Here is a 15387-nt window from a genome sequence, read left to right on the forward strand (position 1 = left end):
TCCTGATGATCGGCGGGTGTGAGCGCAGAGCCTAGGCCAGGGGCGGCCAATCCATCCAGTGTATTTTTTACGTGTATTGACATTCATAAGCGTTATACGATCGGGCGTAATGTCCGTCAGCGAGCAGCGCACATGAGCCTTAGCAAGGTCGACCTCAACCTGTTCATCGTTTTCGATGCGATCTACACCGAAGCCAACCTGACCCGCGCCGGGCAGATCGTCGGCATCACCCAGCCGGCGGTGTCCAACGCCCTGTCGCGCCTGCGCGAAACCTTCAACGATCCGCTGTTCGTACGCACCGCACAGGGCATGGTGCCCACGCCCATGGCACAGAACATCATCGGTCCGGTGCGCAACGCGCTGACGTTGCTGCGGGTGTCGGTGCAGGAAAGCCGGCTGTTCAATCCCTCGGAAGCGAGCAAGACCTTCCGCATCAGCATGACCGACCTGATCGAGGCGGTGATCCTGCCGCCCCTGTTCCAGCGCCTGCGCCGGTTGGCGCCTGGGGTGACGATCGACAGCTTTCCCAGCAAGCGTCGCGAAACCACCAAGGAACTGGCCGCCGGCCGCCTGGATTTCGCCGTGGACGCACCGCTCAATACCGACCCCCAGGTGCGCCACGTCAAGCTGTTGCAAGACCGCTTCGTCTGCGCCCTGCGCCAGGGCCATCCACTGGCCGACACCCGTCTGACCCTCGACGGCTACTTGAGCATGGCGCACATCCATATCTCCAGCCGGCGTAACGGTCTGGGCTACGTAGACCTCGCGCTGGGCCGCATGGGCGTGCAGCGCAAGGTGGTCCTGCGCTCGCAGCATTACCTGATGGCCTGCCAGGTCCTGCAACAGTCCGACCTGGTGATGACCGTGCCGGAACGCTTCGCCCGTCGCCACCAACTGCGCTACCTGCCCTTGCCGATCGACGTGGCACCGCTGGAGACCCACCTGTACTGGCACGAAAGCACCGACCAGGACCCGGCCAACCGTTGGATGCGTGAGCAGATCATCGAGCTGTGCCAACGGGTGGCGGCGCAGGACGAGGCGCCGCCAGGGCCGGACGGCCAGCGCCAGGCGCTCTGAGCGCTAGAGCCCGGCGCGTCTACAGCATCCGCTTGATCAGCGGCTCCAGGCGGGTATAGCGCAGGCGGCGCAGCAAGGTGCGGACTTTCTTCGGATGGTCGCCCTTCTCGCCCAGGTCGCTGGCGTGGCCGACCCGTTCGGTATGCCGGCGGATGCCCTCGAGTTCGGCCTGCCGCGGCGCCAGCCACTCGCCGTCGGGGTCGTCGATGAGCAAGGCGTTTTCCAGGTCGAGGTTGAAGCCGCGCGGGTTGAAGTTGTTGCCGGTCAACAGGCTGTAGCGCTGGTCCACCCACAGGCCTTTGGCGTGGAAGGTGTGGCCCGGATCGTTCCACATGCGTATGTGCAGTTGGCCACTGGCCAACGCGCGCTGCTGACGGCGCGCGAACGCGCGCAGGTTGTCTTCATAGAGATAAGGCAGCGCAGCACTGGCGCTGAAAGGCTCTTCGGGCGCGACATAGAAATCGTTGGCGGTGCGGTGGCCGACGATCAGCTCGACTTGCACACCACGGGCGAGCGCCAGACGGATCTCGCGCATCAGCATGCGCGGCGGGTTGAAGTACGGCGTGCAGACCACCAGTTCGCCACGGGCGGCGCGGACTAGGGCACAGAGCGTGTGGTTGAGGCTGTTGCCGCGGCCGATGCCGAGCAGCGGAACGACGCGCAGCCCTTCGCTCGCGGGCGAGGCGATCGGGTACTGCAACTGCCGCATGCGCTCGCGCAGACGCCGGATCTTGCCGCGCAGGCTGCGGCTGTCGGGCACATCGGGCTGGTCGAGGCGTGGCGTGGCGTCACCGTCGACGATCTGGCGCACCACCTGCGCCATGCTGTCGGCCAGCGCAGGGCTGCGCAGCAGGTGGTAACGGTCCAGGCGGTAGCGATCGAAGCGATGCAGGTAGACGTTATTGAAGCTGGCGCCGGTATAGAGCACGCAGTCGTCGATCACGCTGCCTTTGAGGTGCAGCACGCCGAACAGCTCGCGGGTTTGCACCGGTACTCCATGGATCGCCACGTCCAGACCCTGCAAGCGACGCTGGGCCTGGTACCAGGCCGCGTTGCCGGGCTGCTTGCCGGCGCCGAGCAAGCCGCGCTGGGCGCGGAACAGGTCGACGACCACGGTGATGTCCAGTTCGGGTCGCGCAGCCTTGGCCCGGTACAGCGCATCGAGCACTTCCTGACCGGCTTCGTCTTCTTGCAGATACAGCGCGACCAGGACGATGCGCCGGGTTGCGCCTTGGATCAGGTCGAACAGGGCGCGGCGGTAGCTGGCGGCGTCCGCCAGGACTTCGATGGCGTCGGGGGCGATGGCGATGCCGGGCAGGCGGGCGAGCGGGGAATCGAACGTCACGAAAAGGCAACCTCCTGGCTGGCAGCGGCTGACGCGCTGCTGCGGTAGTCGATGGATGGGTGCCAGTGTAGGGCCTGGAGCGTGGATGGCCCAAACTAAATGCCGGTGACTCCGCTTCGACCCGCATTGCTTGCAATGCACGCCTTGAACGACGAACTTCCCGATTGCCCGTGAGTCTGACGGGCCAACACGATCATCGTTCGCACAAAGGACGCAACCATGAACAGCACCGCACCCGTCACCGACCCTCGGCCCTTTCTCGCGCAGGTGGCCTTGGCATGAGCGGCTTTCCCCACGACCTCGACCTGGACACCTTCTGGGACGATTGCGACTACGCCCGCAAGGAATACACCGACGTCCCGCCCAGCGATGCCTGCGTCGCAGAAGTCGAAGCCGAACTGGGCTACCGTTTGCCGGCGTCCTATATCGCGTTCATGCGCAGGCACAACGGCGGCCTGCCGCACGACACCTGCTTCCCCACTGAAGAATCGACCTCGTGGGCCGGGGACCACGCCGCCATCAGCGGTTTCCTGAGCATCGGGCGGCAGAAGCTGTACTCGCTGTGCGGCGAGTTCGGCAGCCGCTTCATGATCGAGGAGTGGGGCTATCCGGACATCGGTGTGTACATCTGCGACACGCCGAGCGCCGGGCACGACATGGTCGCCCTCGACTACCGTGCCTGTGGCCCGGAAGGCGAACCCCAGGTGGTGCACGTCGACCAGGAAGGCGACTACCAGATCACCGTGCTGGCCAAGGACTTCGAGACGTTCGTGCGCGGGCTGGTCAACGAAGAGGTATACGACAATTCCGAGGAAATATTCGAGGACGAACGGTATCGGGTCACAGAAGGCGAGTTTTCGCAGATGCTCGCGCCCTTGCTAACGGACTTCGCGCCGTTTCCGCGCATCGGCGAGGCCGTGCGTGCGGTCAGCCTGCGAATACTCGAAGAGAAACGCTGCTTCGCCCTGCACGCCGACCCGTTGTCCTACCTGCTGTACGACGTGCAGTTCTGGGTGTATCAGCACCGCCATCGGGTGGAGCGCCGACAGCAGTACCTCGACGTCTATTCGGGGATGGTCGCGTTCGGGGGCAAAGGGTTCAGCACCGGAGGCTATGCGCCAGGCTTTGTGCAGGATTGGTTCGAGGCACGTGTGGCGGCTGGAGCGTTGGTCGAGACCGATCAGGGTTTCGTCCTCAGCGAGGCGCACATCGCGCAGATGATCGAACAGCTACAGCATGCGATCGAGGACGTTGGGCGATGACAGCGCCCCGGCCTGCAACCCTCCGCTCGCGTTCAAGCTGGAATGCTTGAAGACGCTTCCGAAAAAGAAGCACGCATCAGGTTGGTACCGGCCCGTTAAGCAATCGGGGTCGCTTAGCGGCCCAATGGCCTCAATCTGTTGCCCACAGGATGAACACGTTTGCCTGGATCAGGGCCGCGTCGCGGCCCATCGCGGCTGAAGCCGCCCCTACAGAATATGCGTCATGTAGGAGCGGCTTCAGCCGCGATAGACTGCAAAGCAGCCCCAAGTAGCCCTGCTGCGGCTTGGCCGGCTGGCATGTTGCGCATCAGGGCCTGTTGGCTATACCTCGCGGTGCAGATCGAAGCGATCCAGCTCCATCACTTTCACCCACGCCGCCGCGAAGTCCTGCACGAACCGGGCCTCGCCGTCGCTGCTGCCATACACCTCGGCCAACGCCCGCAACTGCGCGTGTGAGCCGAACACCAGATCGACCCGGCTGCCGGTCCAGCGCGCCTGTCCGGTGTTGCGGTCGCGCCCTTCGAAGGCATCGTTGTGCGAAGAGGTCGGCTTCCACTCCACGCCCATGTCGAGCAAGTGGCGGAAGAAGTCGTTGCTGAGCACCCCGACCCGGTCGGTGAACACGCCCTGGGCATTGCCATCATGGTTCGCGCCCAACACCCGCAGACCACCGATCAACACGGTCAGCTCCGGCGCGGTCAGGGTCAGCAATTGTGCGCGGTCGAGCAGCAGACGCTCGGCGCCGACGCTGTAACGCGCCTTGGTGAAATTACGGAAACCGTCATGCAGCGGCTCCATCACCGCGAACGATTCGACGTCGGTCTGTTCCTGCGACGCATCGCTGCGGCCGCCGTGGAACGCCACCTGCAAGGGATGCCCGCCCGCCTTGGCCGCCTGCTCCACGGCGGCAGTGCCGCCCAGCACGATGAGGTCGGCCAGGGAAACGTCCCGACCCTCGGCCTTGCATTGCGCCTGCACCTGTTCCAGCACGTCCAGTACCTTGCGCAACTGCTCGGGCTGGTTCACCGCCCAGTCTTTCTGCGGCGCCAGACGAATGCGCGCACCGTTGGCCCCACCGCGCTTGTCCGAGCCACGGAAGGTCGACGCCGAGGCCCAGGCAGTGGTCACCAGTTCGCTCACGCTCAAGCCGGACGTGAGCAGGCGCCGTTTGAGCGCCTCGACGTCTGCGCTGGACAACGGCGTCGGCGCTTCGGGCAGCGGGTCTTGCCAGAGCAGCTCTTCCTGCGGCAGCTCCGGCCCGAGGTAGCGCGACAGCGGGCCCATGTCGCGGTGGATCAACTTGTACCAGGCGCGGGCGAAGGCGTCGGCCAACTGTTCCGGGTGCTCTTTGAAGCGGCGCGCGATGGGCTCGTAGATCGGGTCGAAACGCAGCGCCAGATCGGAGGTGAGCATCGACGGCGCGTGGCGTTTGCCGGCATCGAAAGCGTCCGGCACCTGCCCTGCACCCTGCCCCTGGGTGGGCCGCCACTGGTGCGCACCGGCTGGGCTCTTGAACAGTTCCCACTCGAAGTTGAAGAGGTTTTCCAGGTATTCGTTGCTCCAGCGCGTCGGGGTGGAGGTCCAGGTGACTTCCAGGCCGCTGGTGATGGCGTCGGGGCCGACACCGCTGCGGTAGCGGTTGTGCCAGCCCAGGCCCTGGGCCTCCAGACCGGCCGCTTCCGGCTCGGCGCCGACGTTGTCGGCTGGCGCGGCACCGTGGGTCTTGCCGAAGGCGTGGCCACCGGCGATCAGGGCCACGGTTTCTTCGTCGTTCATGGCCATGCGGCCGAAGGTTTCGCGGATGTCACGGCCGGAGGCGACCGGATCGGGGTGACCGTCCGGGCCTTCCGGGTTGACGTAGATCAGGCCCATCTGCACCGCGGCCAAGGGGTTTTCCAGGTTGCGGTCGTGGCTCAGGTCGCGGCTCTGTTCTTCGCCGTGCTTGTCGGGTTCGGCCACCAGGTCGCCCTGGCCAGGGGTTTGCGCCTTGCCATAGCGGGTATCGCCACCAAGCCAGACTTTTTCCGAGCCCCAGTACACGTCCTGATCGGGTTCCCACACGTCAGGCCGGCCACCGGAAAAGCCGAAGGTCTTGAAGCCCATCGACTCCAACGCGACGTTACCGGTCAACACGATCAGGTCGGCCCAGGAGATGCTTTGCCCATACTTCTGCTTGATCGGCCAGAGCAGGCGCCGGGCCTTGTCGAGGCTGACGTTGTCGGGCCAGCTGTTGAGCGGCGCGAAACGCTGCTGGCCCGAGCCGGCGCCGCCGCGCCCGTCGGCGATGCGGTAGGTGCCGGCGCTGTGCCAGGCCATACGCACGAACAGCGGGCCGTAGTGGCCGAAGTCGGCAGGCCACCAGGGCTGGGAGTCGGTCATCAGGGCATGCAGGTCAGCCTTGAGCGCCTGAAAATCCAGTTGGCGAAAGGCGCTGGCATAGTCGAAGTCGGGCTGCAACGGGTTGGATTGCGCCGAGTGCTGGTGCAGCACGGCGAGGTTCAGCTGGTCGGGCCACCAGTCGCGGTTGCTGGTGCCGCTGCCGGCGGTGTGGTGGAACGGGCATTTCGATTCGGTGGACATGGCTATCTCCCTACGGCTCGGGTCTGTTCGCGGTTGCGCGTTACGTCGGATGAGGTCGGCCGCGTCAAAAGTGCGCGATCTGGTGTGGGGTCGGCAGGGTCGCCGGGCGCTGGCGACCCGAAGCGGCGCCCGACCAAGTCGGGCAACCCCTCGAAACAGCGTAGACGAGCCTCAGGACAGTTCTAATAGACCCGCTCTAGCGGATCGATAGCCTGCTACCGCGCTCTGGCGACCGGACGGGCCTTTCGCCGCATTAGGCAAGGGTTCAGCCTCTGACCACCTCGCGCAGCGCATCCCACAGCGCTTGCACATGAGCGCGCTCGGTAGGCAACGCGCCGATGGAAACGCGCACCATCCACTGCCCTTGCAACTGCGCCGGCGTCACATAGGCCAAACCACTGGCATTGAGCCGCGCGGCCCACGCTTGCGTGTGGGCTTGCAGCGCATTGCCATCGAGCCCTGCCGGGCAATGGCGCAGGCACAGCGTCTGCAAATGCACGGGCGCCAGCAGCTGCCAATCCGCTTCGGCGTCGACCTGGGCCGCCAGCCAACGGGCGTTGTCCAGATCGCGCCTCAGCCGCTGCTGCAAAGCGTCCAGGCCTTCGCTGCGCAACATGAACCACAGCTTCAAGGCGCGGAACCGGCGACCCAGCGGAATGCCCCAGTCGCGCAGGTTCTTCACCTGAGCGTCGACGCTCGATTGCAGATAGCTGGGGTTGGTGCTCATCACCCGGATCAGGTGCTGCGGGTCGCGCACGTAGTACAGCGAGCAGTCGAAGGCTACGCCCAGCCACTTGTGCGCGTTGACCACCAGCGAGTCGGCACGCTCGATGCCCTGCCACATCCAACGGCATTCCGGCAGAATCATCGCCGAGCCGGCCATGGCGGCGTCGACGTGCAGCCACAGCCCGTGGGCCTGGGCGATGGTGCCGATGGCCTCCAGTGGGTCGAGGGCGGTGGTGGCCGTGGTACCGGTGGTGGCGACGACGGCGCAAGGTTGCAGGCCGTCGGCCAGGTCCTTGTCGATGGCCGCCTGCAAGGCCTCAGGGCGCAAGGCGTAATGGGCATCGGTAGGTATCAGGCGAATGTTGTCACGGCCAAAACCTGCCAGCAGCGCGGCTTTGTCCACCGAGCTGTGGGCCTGGGCGCTGACGTAGACGATCAGCGGCTTGGCCTGGGCTTGCAGGCCGCCTGCTGTCAAGGCATAGCCGCTGGTGCGTTCGCGGGCGCAGATCAGGGCCACTAGGGTGCTGGTCGATGCCGTGTCCTGAATCACCCCGCTCCACTGCCCTGACAGGCCCAGCGCCTGGCGCAGCCAATCGAGCGTGGTTTCTTCCAGTTCACTGAGTGCCGGGCTGGATTGCCACGACAGACCGAGCACGCCCAGGCCTGTGCTGAGAAAGTCGCCCAGCACCGACGACAACGTGCCGTTGGACGGGAAATAGCCGTAGAACTGCGGGTGCTGCCAATGGGACAGACCCGGCATCAGCAGGCGCTGGACGTCTTCGAGCATGGCCTCGAAAGGCTCGCCCTGCCGTGGGGCGGCTTGGGGCAGCGCGGCTTTCAGGTAGCCGGGCTCGACTTGGGCCATGACCGGCCGTTCGGCCACGCTCTGGCGGTAGTCGGCGATCAGGTCGATGAGCTGGTGGCCGTACTGGCGAAACTGTTCGGGGGTCATGCGGCGGGCTCCTGGGCACAGTGAACGAGGCGCCAGTGTAGGCTCGGAGCACTGCACCGGGTACCGCGCCGGGCGCATAGCTGCTATGGCGAAAGCGGTGAGCTGCCCTGCACGCTGAACTGCGATTCGCACCACAACGCAAAGACCCGTTCGCGCAACCAGCGGTGTTCGGGGGAGCCCTGCCAACGTTGGTGCCACACCACCCAGTAGCGTTGCGTGTGCTCGACGAAATCCAGTGCCCGCCAGGTCAAGGGGTGGCGCAGGCACAACTGACGCGCGATGTGTTCGGGCAAGGTGGCCAGGTAATGGGTGCTGGCCAGCACCTGCACGGTAGCGGTGAAGAACGGCACATCCAGGGCGATGCGGCGCTGCAGGCCCTGCTCGCGCAGGTGGCGGTCGACGAAGCTGTCCTTGTCGCCACCGGCGCAGATGCGCACGTGGCCGTAGGCCAGGTAATCGGCCTGGTTCAAACGATCGGCAGCGGCCAGAGGATGGTCCTGGTGCATCAGGCAGACCACGCGGTCCTCGCCCAATACCCGGCCATGCAGGTTGGGCGGCGAGTCGTCGAACAGCGTAGTGGCCAGGTCTATCTCACCGTTGGCCAGCAAGGGGTAATCGCCCGCCTGCCAGGTGCGAAAACCCAAGGACACGCCTGGCGCTTCCTGCGCCAGGGCGGCGACCAGCAACGGCAGCATGTGCTCGGCCACGTAGTCCGAGGCGGCCAGGCAAAAGCGCCGGGTGCAGCGTGCGGGGTCGAAGGTGGCCGGTCGTGGCAAGGCGCTGAGCGAATGCAGCACGGCCTGCAGAGGCGCGCGCAACTGTTCGGCCTGCTCGCTGAGCACGTAGCCGCGGCCTTGGCGTACCAACAGCGGGTCGTCGAAGGCTTGGCGCAGGTGCGCCAATTGCCGGCTCAACGCCGATTGGCTGCAACCCAGGCGCTGGGCAGCGTGGCTGAGGTTCTTCAGCTGCAAGATGCAGTCGAGGGTGCGCAGGTGGGCGAGGCTCAGGGCGGCGAACGCGGCGTTCATGGGCGGGGCCTAAACGGTGTAAGAAGCTTGCAGATCGCCTGCCAGGCTGACAGCGACCGTGGCAGGCTGCGCAGCGTTTGGGCGTTGAAAAGCGCTCGATACTGCCAGAGGCCGCTAGGCTGCGGGCGAGCGCCAACCGCGTCTATTGCGGTTCGGGTTGCCGGAGCCACGAGCGGGCCCCGGCGCGTTCGGTCACTCGGTGAGGCCGACGTAGACGTTCTGCACGTCGTCGTGATGGTCGATGGCTTCGAGGAAGGCTTCCACTTCGGCCAGGGCCTCGGCGCTGAGGCTGGCGGCGCTGATCGGGTTCTTCGGGGTGTAGCCGATCTTGGCCGAGGTGACGGTGAAGCCGTGCTCGGGCAGGGTTTTCTGCACAGCGCCCAGATCGCCGGTGTCGGTGATGAACAGGGTCGAACCCGGCTCTTCGCCTTCTTCGAAATCCTGCGCGCCGGCTTCGATGGCGGCCATTTCCGGGTCGGCATCGCCTTGCGGAGTGGCTTCGATCAGGCCGACGTGGTTGAAGTCCCACGATACCGAGCCGCTGGCGCCCAGCTGGCCCTTGCGGAAGGCCACGCGGATTTCGGCGACGGTACGGTTGACGTTGTCGGTCAGGCATTCGACGATCAGCGGCACTTGGTGCGGCGCGAAGCCTTCGTAGGTGACGGCGGTGTATTGCACGGTGTCGCCGTCCAGGCCTGCACCTTTACGGATGGCGCGTTCCAAGGTCTCGCGGGTCATCGAGGCCTTCTTGGCCTGTTCCACGGCCAGGCGCAGGCGCGGGTTCATGTCCGGATCGGCACCCGACTTGGCGGCGATCTGAATCTCCTTGGCCAATTTGCCCATGACCTTGCCTTTGGCGTTGGCCGCGGCTTCTTTATGTTTGGCTTTCCACTGTGCGCCCATGACGACTCTCTAGATTTCGCTGGCCGATTCAGGAAGCGACCGGCCAAGGTGGGGTGCAGTTTATACGCCCTCGGCCAGGTCTCGACAACTCTGCGCACCCCACGGCTGCGCGCTTTAGCGCGTGGCAACCACGAACAGCCTCGGAAAGGCCAACAGCACCTGGGCGTCGTCGGCGCCCGGGTAGTCGGCGCACAGGGCCTCGCGGTACTGGGCCAGGAACGCCGTCTGCCCGGCCGGGTCGAGGCGCGCCAGATAAGGCCGCAACGCCGAGCCCTTGAACCACTCGACCACCGCATCGACACCGCCGGCCAGGGGGTGGTGGTAGGTGGTGCACCAGACGTCGACCTGCTCGCACAGCGGCGCCAGCAACTCGAAGTAGAACGGCGCGGCGTGGCGCGGCGGCAGGCTGAAGTCGGCGAACATAGCGGCCCATTCGCCGCTGCCGGCGACTTCGCGCAGCCGGCGGTGCGCGGGTTCGTCGAGGTTGTCGGGCGTTTGCACGGCCAGGCTGCCACCTTCACTGAGTTGCGCGACCAGGTGCGGGTAGAGCGTGTGGTGTGCGGGCACCCACTGCAAGGATGCGTTGGCCAGAATCAGATCTTGCGGCTGCGGGGCGCTCCACTGGGCGATGTCGGCCTGCTCGAGATGCACCCGCGGCACGTTCAGGCGTGGACGCTGACGGGCCTGGTCGAGCATGTCCCGGTCGCTGTCCAGGGCGGTCACCTGGCTGTCGGGGCAGCGCTGCAGCAGCACCTCGGTGGAGTTGCCCGGCCCGCAGCCGAGATCCGTGGCATGGCGCACGGGGCGCGGCGCCACGGCCGCGAGCAGATCGCGCACCGGGCGCGTGCGTTGGTCTTCGAAACGGACGTATTGGCTGGCGGACCAGGACATGGGCGACTCCTTGGAGGGGATGGGCAACAGCATAAGGCAGCTGATCGCGATTGCCAGCCGGACCGTCTGTGGGTGGGGCCACCCTCGGGCCCTGTGGGCGCGCGGTCAGTGTGCCGGTAGCTGAACCGATACGCGTTGACCTGCCGGCACGCGCAGCGGCCGATCGCGAATCGAGCGCGAGGACGAACCTTGCGAAACAAGCATTCCGTTTATCGGAACCAACGGGCATAATGCCCGCCCTCGTTGGGGAGTAGCCTGCGCTGGCGGCCTTGGGCACAGCGCGTTCACGTCAACATTCTCGGCAGCGGCCGTGGCGTGGACATCTTCGGATTGGCGAGACCAACGACGCATCCATGCCTAAGGTCGGGCGTGTGGTCGCGTCGTTGACTCATAGCCCGACCGGATTACCGACCGTGAATCCCATTTCCCTCTTCTTCCTGGCCCTGGCCATGTCCACCGACGCCTTCGCGGCGGCCATCGGCAAAGGCGCCACCCTGCACCGTCCGCGCCTGAGCGAAGCCCTGCGCACCGGTTTGATCTTCGGCGTCATCGAAGGCCTCACGCCTCTGATCGGCTGGGCCATCGGTCAGGCCGCCAGCGGTTACGTGCAAGCCTGGGACCACTGGATCGCCTTCACCCTCCTGCTGCTGCTCGGTCTGCACATGATCCACAACGGCCTGCAGGCCGACCACGACGAAGCAGAAAAACCCGCCCAGCACGGTTTCGCCATGCTCGCCCTGACCGCCTTCGCCACCAGCATCGACGCGCTGGCCGTGGGCATCGGCCTGGCCTTCATCGATGTCAACATCCTGGTAGCGGCCGCTGCCATCGGCTGTGCGACGCTGGTCATGGTCACCCTTGGGGTGATGCTCGGCCGGGTGCTCGGCACCCTGGTGGGCAAGCGTGCGGAAATCCTCGGTGGCGTGGTGCTGATGCTGATCGGCGCGACTATCCTCTACGAGCACCTGTCGGCGCAGTGACGCACCGATGCGCCCGGTCAGGGGTGTCTGGACCGGGCGCCCCAGGCTTTTCGCCTGCCCCCTCGTTGCCGCCCGGATTTGTCGGTATGGTGGCGACAGAGAAGGATGTTCTACCTGCACAGGAAAGACCCAATGCCCACACGCAACGTCATCAACGCCTCCGTCAGCCCCAAAGGCAGCCTGGAGACGCTGTCGCAACGTGAAGTTCAGCAACTCAGCGAAGCCGGTTCCGGCACCCTCTACACCCTGTTCCGCCAGTGCGCCCTGGCCATCCTCAACACCGGTGCCCACGTCGATAACGCCAAGACCATTCTCGAGGCCTACCAAGACTTCGAAGTACGCATTCACCAGCAAGACCGCGGCGTGCGCCTGGAACTGCTGAACGCGCCGGCCGACGCCTTCGTCGACGGCGAAATGATCGCCAGCACCCGCGAAATGCTGTTCAGCGCCCTGCGCGACATCGTCTATACCGAAAGCGAGCTGGCCAGCCAGCGGATCGACCTGGAAAGCTCCCAGGGCATCACCGATTACGTCTTCCACCTTCTGCGCAACGCCCGCACCCTGCGCCCCGGCGTGGAGCCGAAGATGGTGGTGTGCTGGGGCGGCCATTCGATCAGCAGCGAGGAATACCAGTACACCAAGAAAGTCGGCCACGAACTGGGCCTGCGCAAACTCGACATCTGCACCGGCTGCGGCCCTGGCGTGATGAAGGGCCCGATGAAGGGCGCGACCATCGCCCACGCCAAACAGCGCATGGCCGGCAGCCGCTACCTGGGCCTGACCGAGCCGGGCATCATCGCCGCCGAAGCGCCCAACCCGATCGTCAACGAACTGGTGATCCTGCCCGACATCGAAAAACGCCTGGAAGCCTTCGTGCGCGTGGGCCACGGCATCATCATCTTCCCTGGCGGCGCCGGCACGGCAGAAGAGTTCCTCTACCTGCTGGGCATCCTCATGCACCCGGACAACGCCTCGCTGCCCTTCCCGGTCGTGCTCACCGGCCCGCGCAGCGCCGAAGCCTTCCTGATGCAGCTGCACGCCTTCGTCGGCGCCACCCTGGGCGAGCAGGCGCAACGGCACTACCAGATCATCATCGACGACCCGGCTGCCGTGGCCCGGCACATGGTCGAAGGGCTCAAAGCGGTCAAACAGTTCCGCCGCGAGCGTAACGACGCCTTCCATTTCAACTGGTTGCTGAAAATCGACGAGGGCTTCCAGCACCCGTTCGATCCCACCCACGAGAACATGGCCAACCTCAGCCTGCGCCGCGACCTGCCGCCGCACCAGCTGGCCGCCAACCTGCGCCGGGCGTTTTCCGGGATCGTCGCGGGCAACGTCAAGGACAACGGCATCCGCCTGATCGAGCGACACGGGCCGTACCAGATCCACGGTGACAGTGCAGTGATGGACCCGCTGGGCAAACTGCTGCAGGCCTTCGTCGACCAGCACCGGATGAAGCTGCCGGGCGGCGCTGCCTATGTACCGTGCTACCAAGTGGTGAGCTGAACAGCGTCGGAGCGGCCGCTTGGTCGCTCCGACATCCGCCGTCTTTTCCTACCCCCATCGGTGAACCTGCCGCTATAAAAATGGTCTTTGGCTGACGGTCAACCCACCCGACCGAATCACGGCCCGCTGCTTGGGGCCTTCATTCGTCCCGTTCCAGCGAAGATCGATATGTCTGATTCCCGCCTCGCCCTCCCCGCCCTCGCCGTCCTGCGCGGCAGCCTGTTCGCCGCCCTGGCCGCGCTTGCCGCGCCGGCCCACGCCGAGACCCAGGCCAACGATGCCCGTTGGGTCAGCGACAGCCTGAGCACCTACGTGCGCAGCGGCCCTACGGACGGTCATCGCATCGTCGGCAACCTCAAATCCGGACAAAAAGTCACGCTGCTGACCACGCAGGGCAATTACAGCCAGATCCGTGGTGAAAACGGTGACCAGGTGTGGATCCTCAGCAGCGACCTGCAGAACGTCCCCGCACCGGTCGAGCGTGTTCCGCAGCTCGAGGCCCAGGTCAACGAGCTGTCGGGTCAGCTCAAGACTATCGATGACAGCTGGAAGAACCGCGTGCAAGGCATGCAGGAGACCCTGGACTCGCGCAAATCCCTGGTCGATGAGCTGCAAGCGCGCAACACCACCCTCAGCGAGCAGCTCGACGAAAGCCAGTCGGCCCTCAGAGACGCCCAGGCGCGCCTGGGCGATGAAAACAAGCAAGTGATGATGCGCTACATGGTCTATGGCGGCAGCATCGCCGGCGCCGGGCTTCTGGCCGGTCTGATCCTGCCGGCCCTGACCCGCGGCCGCAAACGCAATGACCGCTGGTTCTGATTCGACCGCTAGATCGGCGCATCTGCGATGCGCGCGTTCCACTGCCCGCGGAAGCGTTCGCGCCACCCCGGGCTGCCACTGTCGAACCACTCGAGGGTGGCGGCGATGCTGTCGGGGGTGACGATGAAGCGCTCGATATGGCTGGCCACGGTCGCGTCCGACAGGTGCAGCAGCGCCAGGTAGGCGTCGAAGGACTCGGCCAGCACCACGTACTCGTCGCCCTGTTGGCGCCGCCCGGTCCAGGCCGGTAACCCAGCGACCATGGCTGCCACCTGCTGACGGCCATCGCGCAGATCCAGCAGCAGTACGCTGGCGCCACCGTCGCGGCCGATGGGCAACAACCCACTCGCTGGAAAATCTTCTGTTTCGCGCATCCGCGCCAACTCGAACGGGTTGGCGCCCCACTCGCTGTGCGCATCGAGGCCGTACAGCGTGAAGCCCAGCACTTCCCGCTCGCCGTTGGCCAGGGTCGCGACCACATCGTAGTCGAGCTCGGCGCCGTTGACGCTGCGCAAGAACGCGCGGTAGTCGTCGGGCAAGCGTGCGCCCAGCTGTGCCTCCAGCGCGGCAACGGCTTCTTCGCTGGCCGGCGGGTTGGTGTCTTCCAGCAAGAGTCCGCGGTATTGGGTCATGGATCGCTCCGGTACGCTTTGTAGGTCGGGGGCGCCTGAGCGCTGCCAGCTCAGGCGGGGATGTCGTCGCTCGATGCAGGCCGGGCGATCGAACCCCAGGGTCTCGATCGCCGCGCTTGCTCGCCTCGAGGCCGCATTGTAGCCCGTGCCTCAAGACAGATCCTGGTTCACCTGGCTGATCGCCTGCACCACACGCCTGGCCCCCGCTTTGATGTCGCTGATCGAAGTGCCGGCCTGGGAGGCGAACGACAAACCGAGCGCAGCGCTGCTCTGGCTGCTCTCGATCTCCACGATGGCTTGGCTGGCCAGGGTCTGGTTCTGCGCGACCACGCCCACGATCTCTTCGGTGGCCTTGCTGGTACGCGCCGCCAGCTGCCGCACCTCATCGGCCACCACGGCGAAACCGCGGCCCTGGTCGCCGGCGCGCGCCGCCTCGATGGCGGCGTTGAGCGCCAGCAGGTTGGTTTGCGAAGCGATGCCACCGATGGTCTGCACGATCGAGCTGATCACCACCGACTGCTTGCCCAGCGCCTCGATGGTGACGGCGGCCGACTGCATCTGCTGCGACACGCTCTGCATGGTCGATACCGCCTGGTCCACCACCGACGCGCCTTCGCTGGCGCTCAGGTCGGTGCTCGTGGAGACTTCGAGCGCCATCTGCGCCGCTTGCTTGACCTCGTTCTCGC

At 65.9% G+C, this 15387-nt stretch carries 13 protein-coding genes and 1 riboswitch; of the genes, 5 read left to right on the plus strand and 8 right to left on the minus strand.

Annotated features, from left to right (window positions below; translation table 11 throughout):
* The first annotated feature begins 132 nt into the window (after nt 1–132).
* Complete coding sequence (locus tag AA0Z93_RS20490; protein WP_413047161.1) at nt 133–1077, plus strand: LysR family transcriptional regulator; 945 nt, start codon at nt 133–135, stop codon at nt 1075–1077.
* 19 nt (nt 1078–1096) lie between these two features.
* Here the strand turns inward: AA0Z93_RS20490 and pssA are convergent, their stop codons facing one another.
* A complete protein-coding gene (pssA, locus tag AA0Z93_RS20495) occupies nt 1097–2422 on the minus strand; it encodes a CDP-diacylglycerol--serine O-phosphatidyltransferase (protein ID WP_413047160.1) in 1326 nt (441 codons plus the stop codon).
* 278 nt (nt 2423–2700) lie between these two features.
* Here pssA and AA0Z93_RS20500 point away from each other — a divergent pair, with 278 nt between their 5' ends.
* The gene (locus tag AA0Z93_RS20500) at nt 2701–3684 is read left to right on the plus strand and encodes an SMI1/KNR4 family protein (RefSeq protein WP_413047159.1); all 984 of its coding nucleotides are present in this window, start codon (nt 2701–2703) and stop codon (nt 3682–3684) included.
* A 321-nt stretch (nt 3685–4005) separates the two neighbouring features.
* On the opposite strand, the gene katG is transcribed toward AA0Z93_RS20500, so the two are convergent.
* The 5 genes from katG to tam all read right to left on the minus strand — a co-directional run bounded on the left by katG (nt 4006) and on the right by tam (nt 10764).
* Nucleotides 4006–6264 carry a catalase/peroxidase HPI gene (katG, locus tag AA0Z93_RS20505; RefSeq protein WP_413047158.1) on the minus strand — a complete coding sequence of 753 codons (2259 nt, stop codon included), beginning with the start codon at nt 6262–6264 and terminating at the stop codon, nt 4006–4008.
* Between the two features lie 265 nt (nt 6265–6529).
* Nucleotides 6530–7942 carry a DOPA decarboxylase gene (locus AA0Z93_RS20510; RefSeq protein ID WP_413047157.1) on the minus strand — a complete coding sequence of 471 codons (1413 nt, stop codon included), beginning with the start codon at nt 7940–7942 and terminating at the stop codon, nt 6530–6532.
* A gap of 83 nt (nt 7943–8025) precedes the next feature.
* Nucleotides 8026–8970: a LysR family transcriptional regulator gene (locus AA0Z93_RS20515; RefSeq protein WP_413047156.1), complete on the minus strand. Its 945-nt coding sequence runs from the start codon at nt 8968–8970 to the stop codon at nt 8026–8028.
* Nucleotides 8971–9162: 192 nt separating this feature from the next.
* On the minus strand, nt 9163–9873 hold the full coding sequence (locus AA0Z93_RS20520; protein WP_413047155.1) for a YebC/PmpR family DNA-binding transcriptional regulator: 711 nt from the start codon (nt 9871–9873) through the stop codon (nt 9163–9165).
* A gap of 114 nt (nt 9874–9987) precedes the next feature.
* Complete coding sequence (tam, locus tag AA0Z93_RS20525) at nt 9988–10764, minus strand: trans-aconitate 2-methyltransferase (protein ID WP_413047154.1); 777 nt, start codon at nt 10762–10764, stop codon at nt 9988–9990.
* A 233-nt stretch (nt 10765–10997) separates the two neighbouring features.
* Nucleotides 10998–11169: riboswitch (yybP-ykoY riboswitch) on the plus strand.
* 8 nt (nt 11170–11177) lie between these two features.
* On the opposite strand from tam, the gene mntP reads away from it, so the two are divergent.
* From mntP to AA0Z93_RS20540, 3 genes are all read left to right on the plus strand, one after another.
* On the plus strand, nt 11178–11744 hold the full coding sequence (mntP, locus tag AA0Z93_RS20530; protein ID WP_413047153.1) for a manganese efflux pump MntP: 567 nt from the start codon (nt 11178–11180) through the stop codon (nt 11742–11744).
* 132 nt (nt 11745–11876) lie between these two features.
* Nucleotides 11877–13250: a nucleotide 5'-monophosphate nucleosidase PpnN gene (gene ppnN, locus AA0Z93_RS20535; protein WP_413047152.1), complete on the plus strand. Its 1374-nt coding sequence runs from the start codon at nt 11877–11879 to the stop codon at nt 13248–13250.
* Between the two features lie 168 nt (nt 13251–13418).
* Nucleotides 13419–14069 (plus strand): TIGR04211 family SH3 domain-containing protein, encoded by a 651-nt coding sequence (locus AA0Z93_RS20540; RefSeq protein WP_413047151.1) that lies wholly within the window; start codon nt 13419–13421, stop codon nt 14067–14069.
* Between the two features lie 8 nt (nt 14070–14077).
* Here the strand turns inward: AA0Z93_RS20540 and AA0Z93_RS20545 are convergent, their stop codons facing one another.
* Nucleotides 14078–14701: an SMI1/KNR4 family protein gene (locus AA0Z93_RS20545; protein WP_413047150.1), complete on the minus strand. Its 624-nt coding sequence runs from the start codon at nt 14699–14701 to the stop codon at nt 14078–14080.
* 150 nt (nt 14702–14851) lie between these two features.
* A complete protein-coding gene (locus AA0Z93_RS20550) occupies nt 14852–15358 on the minus strand; it encodes a methyl-accepting chemotaxis protein (RefSeq protein WP_413398601.1) in 507 nt (168 codons plus the stop codon).
* Nucleotides 15359–15387: the final 29 nt, after the last annotated feature.

The organism is Pseudomonas phoenicis, from assembly GCF_047302395.1.
GTDB lineage: Bacteria > Pseudomonadota > Gammaproteobacteria > Pseudomonadales > Pseudomonadaceae > Aquipseudomonas.

What these genes read in the sequence shown, in the direction of transcription:
- AA0Z93_RS20490 (WP_413047161.1), top strand. Translation starts at nt 133, where the DNA reads ATGAGCCTTAGCAAGGTCGACCTCAACCTGTTCATCGTTTTCGATGCG.
- ppnN (WP_413047152.1), top strand. Translation starts at nt 11,877, where the DNA reads ATGCCCACACGCAACGTCATCAACGCCTCCGTCAGCCCCAAAGGCAGC.
- AA0Z93_RS20540 (WP_413047151.1), top strand. Translation starts at nt 13,419, where the DNA reads ATGTCTGATTCCCGCCTCGCCCTCCCCGCCCTCGCCGTCCTGCGCGGC.
- AA0Z93_RS20515 (WP_413047156.1), bottom strand. Translation starts at nt 8,970, where the DNA reads ATGAACGCCGCGTTCGCCGCCCTGAGCCTCGCCCACCTGCGCACCCTC.
- AA0Z93_RS20500 (WP_413047159.1), top strand. Translation starts at nt 2,701, where the DNA reads ATGAGCGGCTTTCCCCACGACCTCGACCTGGACACCTTCTGGGACGAT.
- AA0Z93_RS20520 (WP_413047155.1), bottom strand. Translation starts at nt 9,873, where the DNA reads ATGGGCGCACAGTGGAAAGCCAAACATAAAGAAGCCGCGGCCAACGCC.
- AA0Z93_RS20550 (WP_413398601.1), bottom strand. Translation starts at nt 15,358, where the DNA reads ATGGCGCTCGAAGTCTCCACGAGCACCGACCTGAGCGCCAGCGAAGGC.
- AA0Z93_RS20545 (WP_413047150.1), bottom strand. Translation starts at nt 14,701, where the DNA reads ATGACCCAATACCGCGGACTCTTGCTGGAAGACACCAACCCGCCGGCC.
- AA0Z93_RS20510 (WP_413047157.1), bottom strand. Translation starts at nt 7,942, where the DNA reads ATGACCCCCGAACAGTTTCGCCAGTACGGCCACCAGCTCATCGACCTG.
- katG (WP_413047158.1), bottom strand. Translation starts at nt 6,264, where the DNA reads ATGTCCACCGAATCGAAATGCCCGTTCCACCACACCGCCGGCAGCGGC.
- tam (WP_413047154.1), bottom strand. Translation starts at nt 10,764, where the DNA reads ATGTCCTGGTCCGCCAGCCAATACGTCCGTTTCGAAGACCAACGCACG.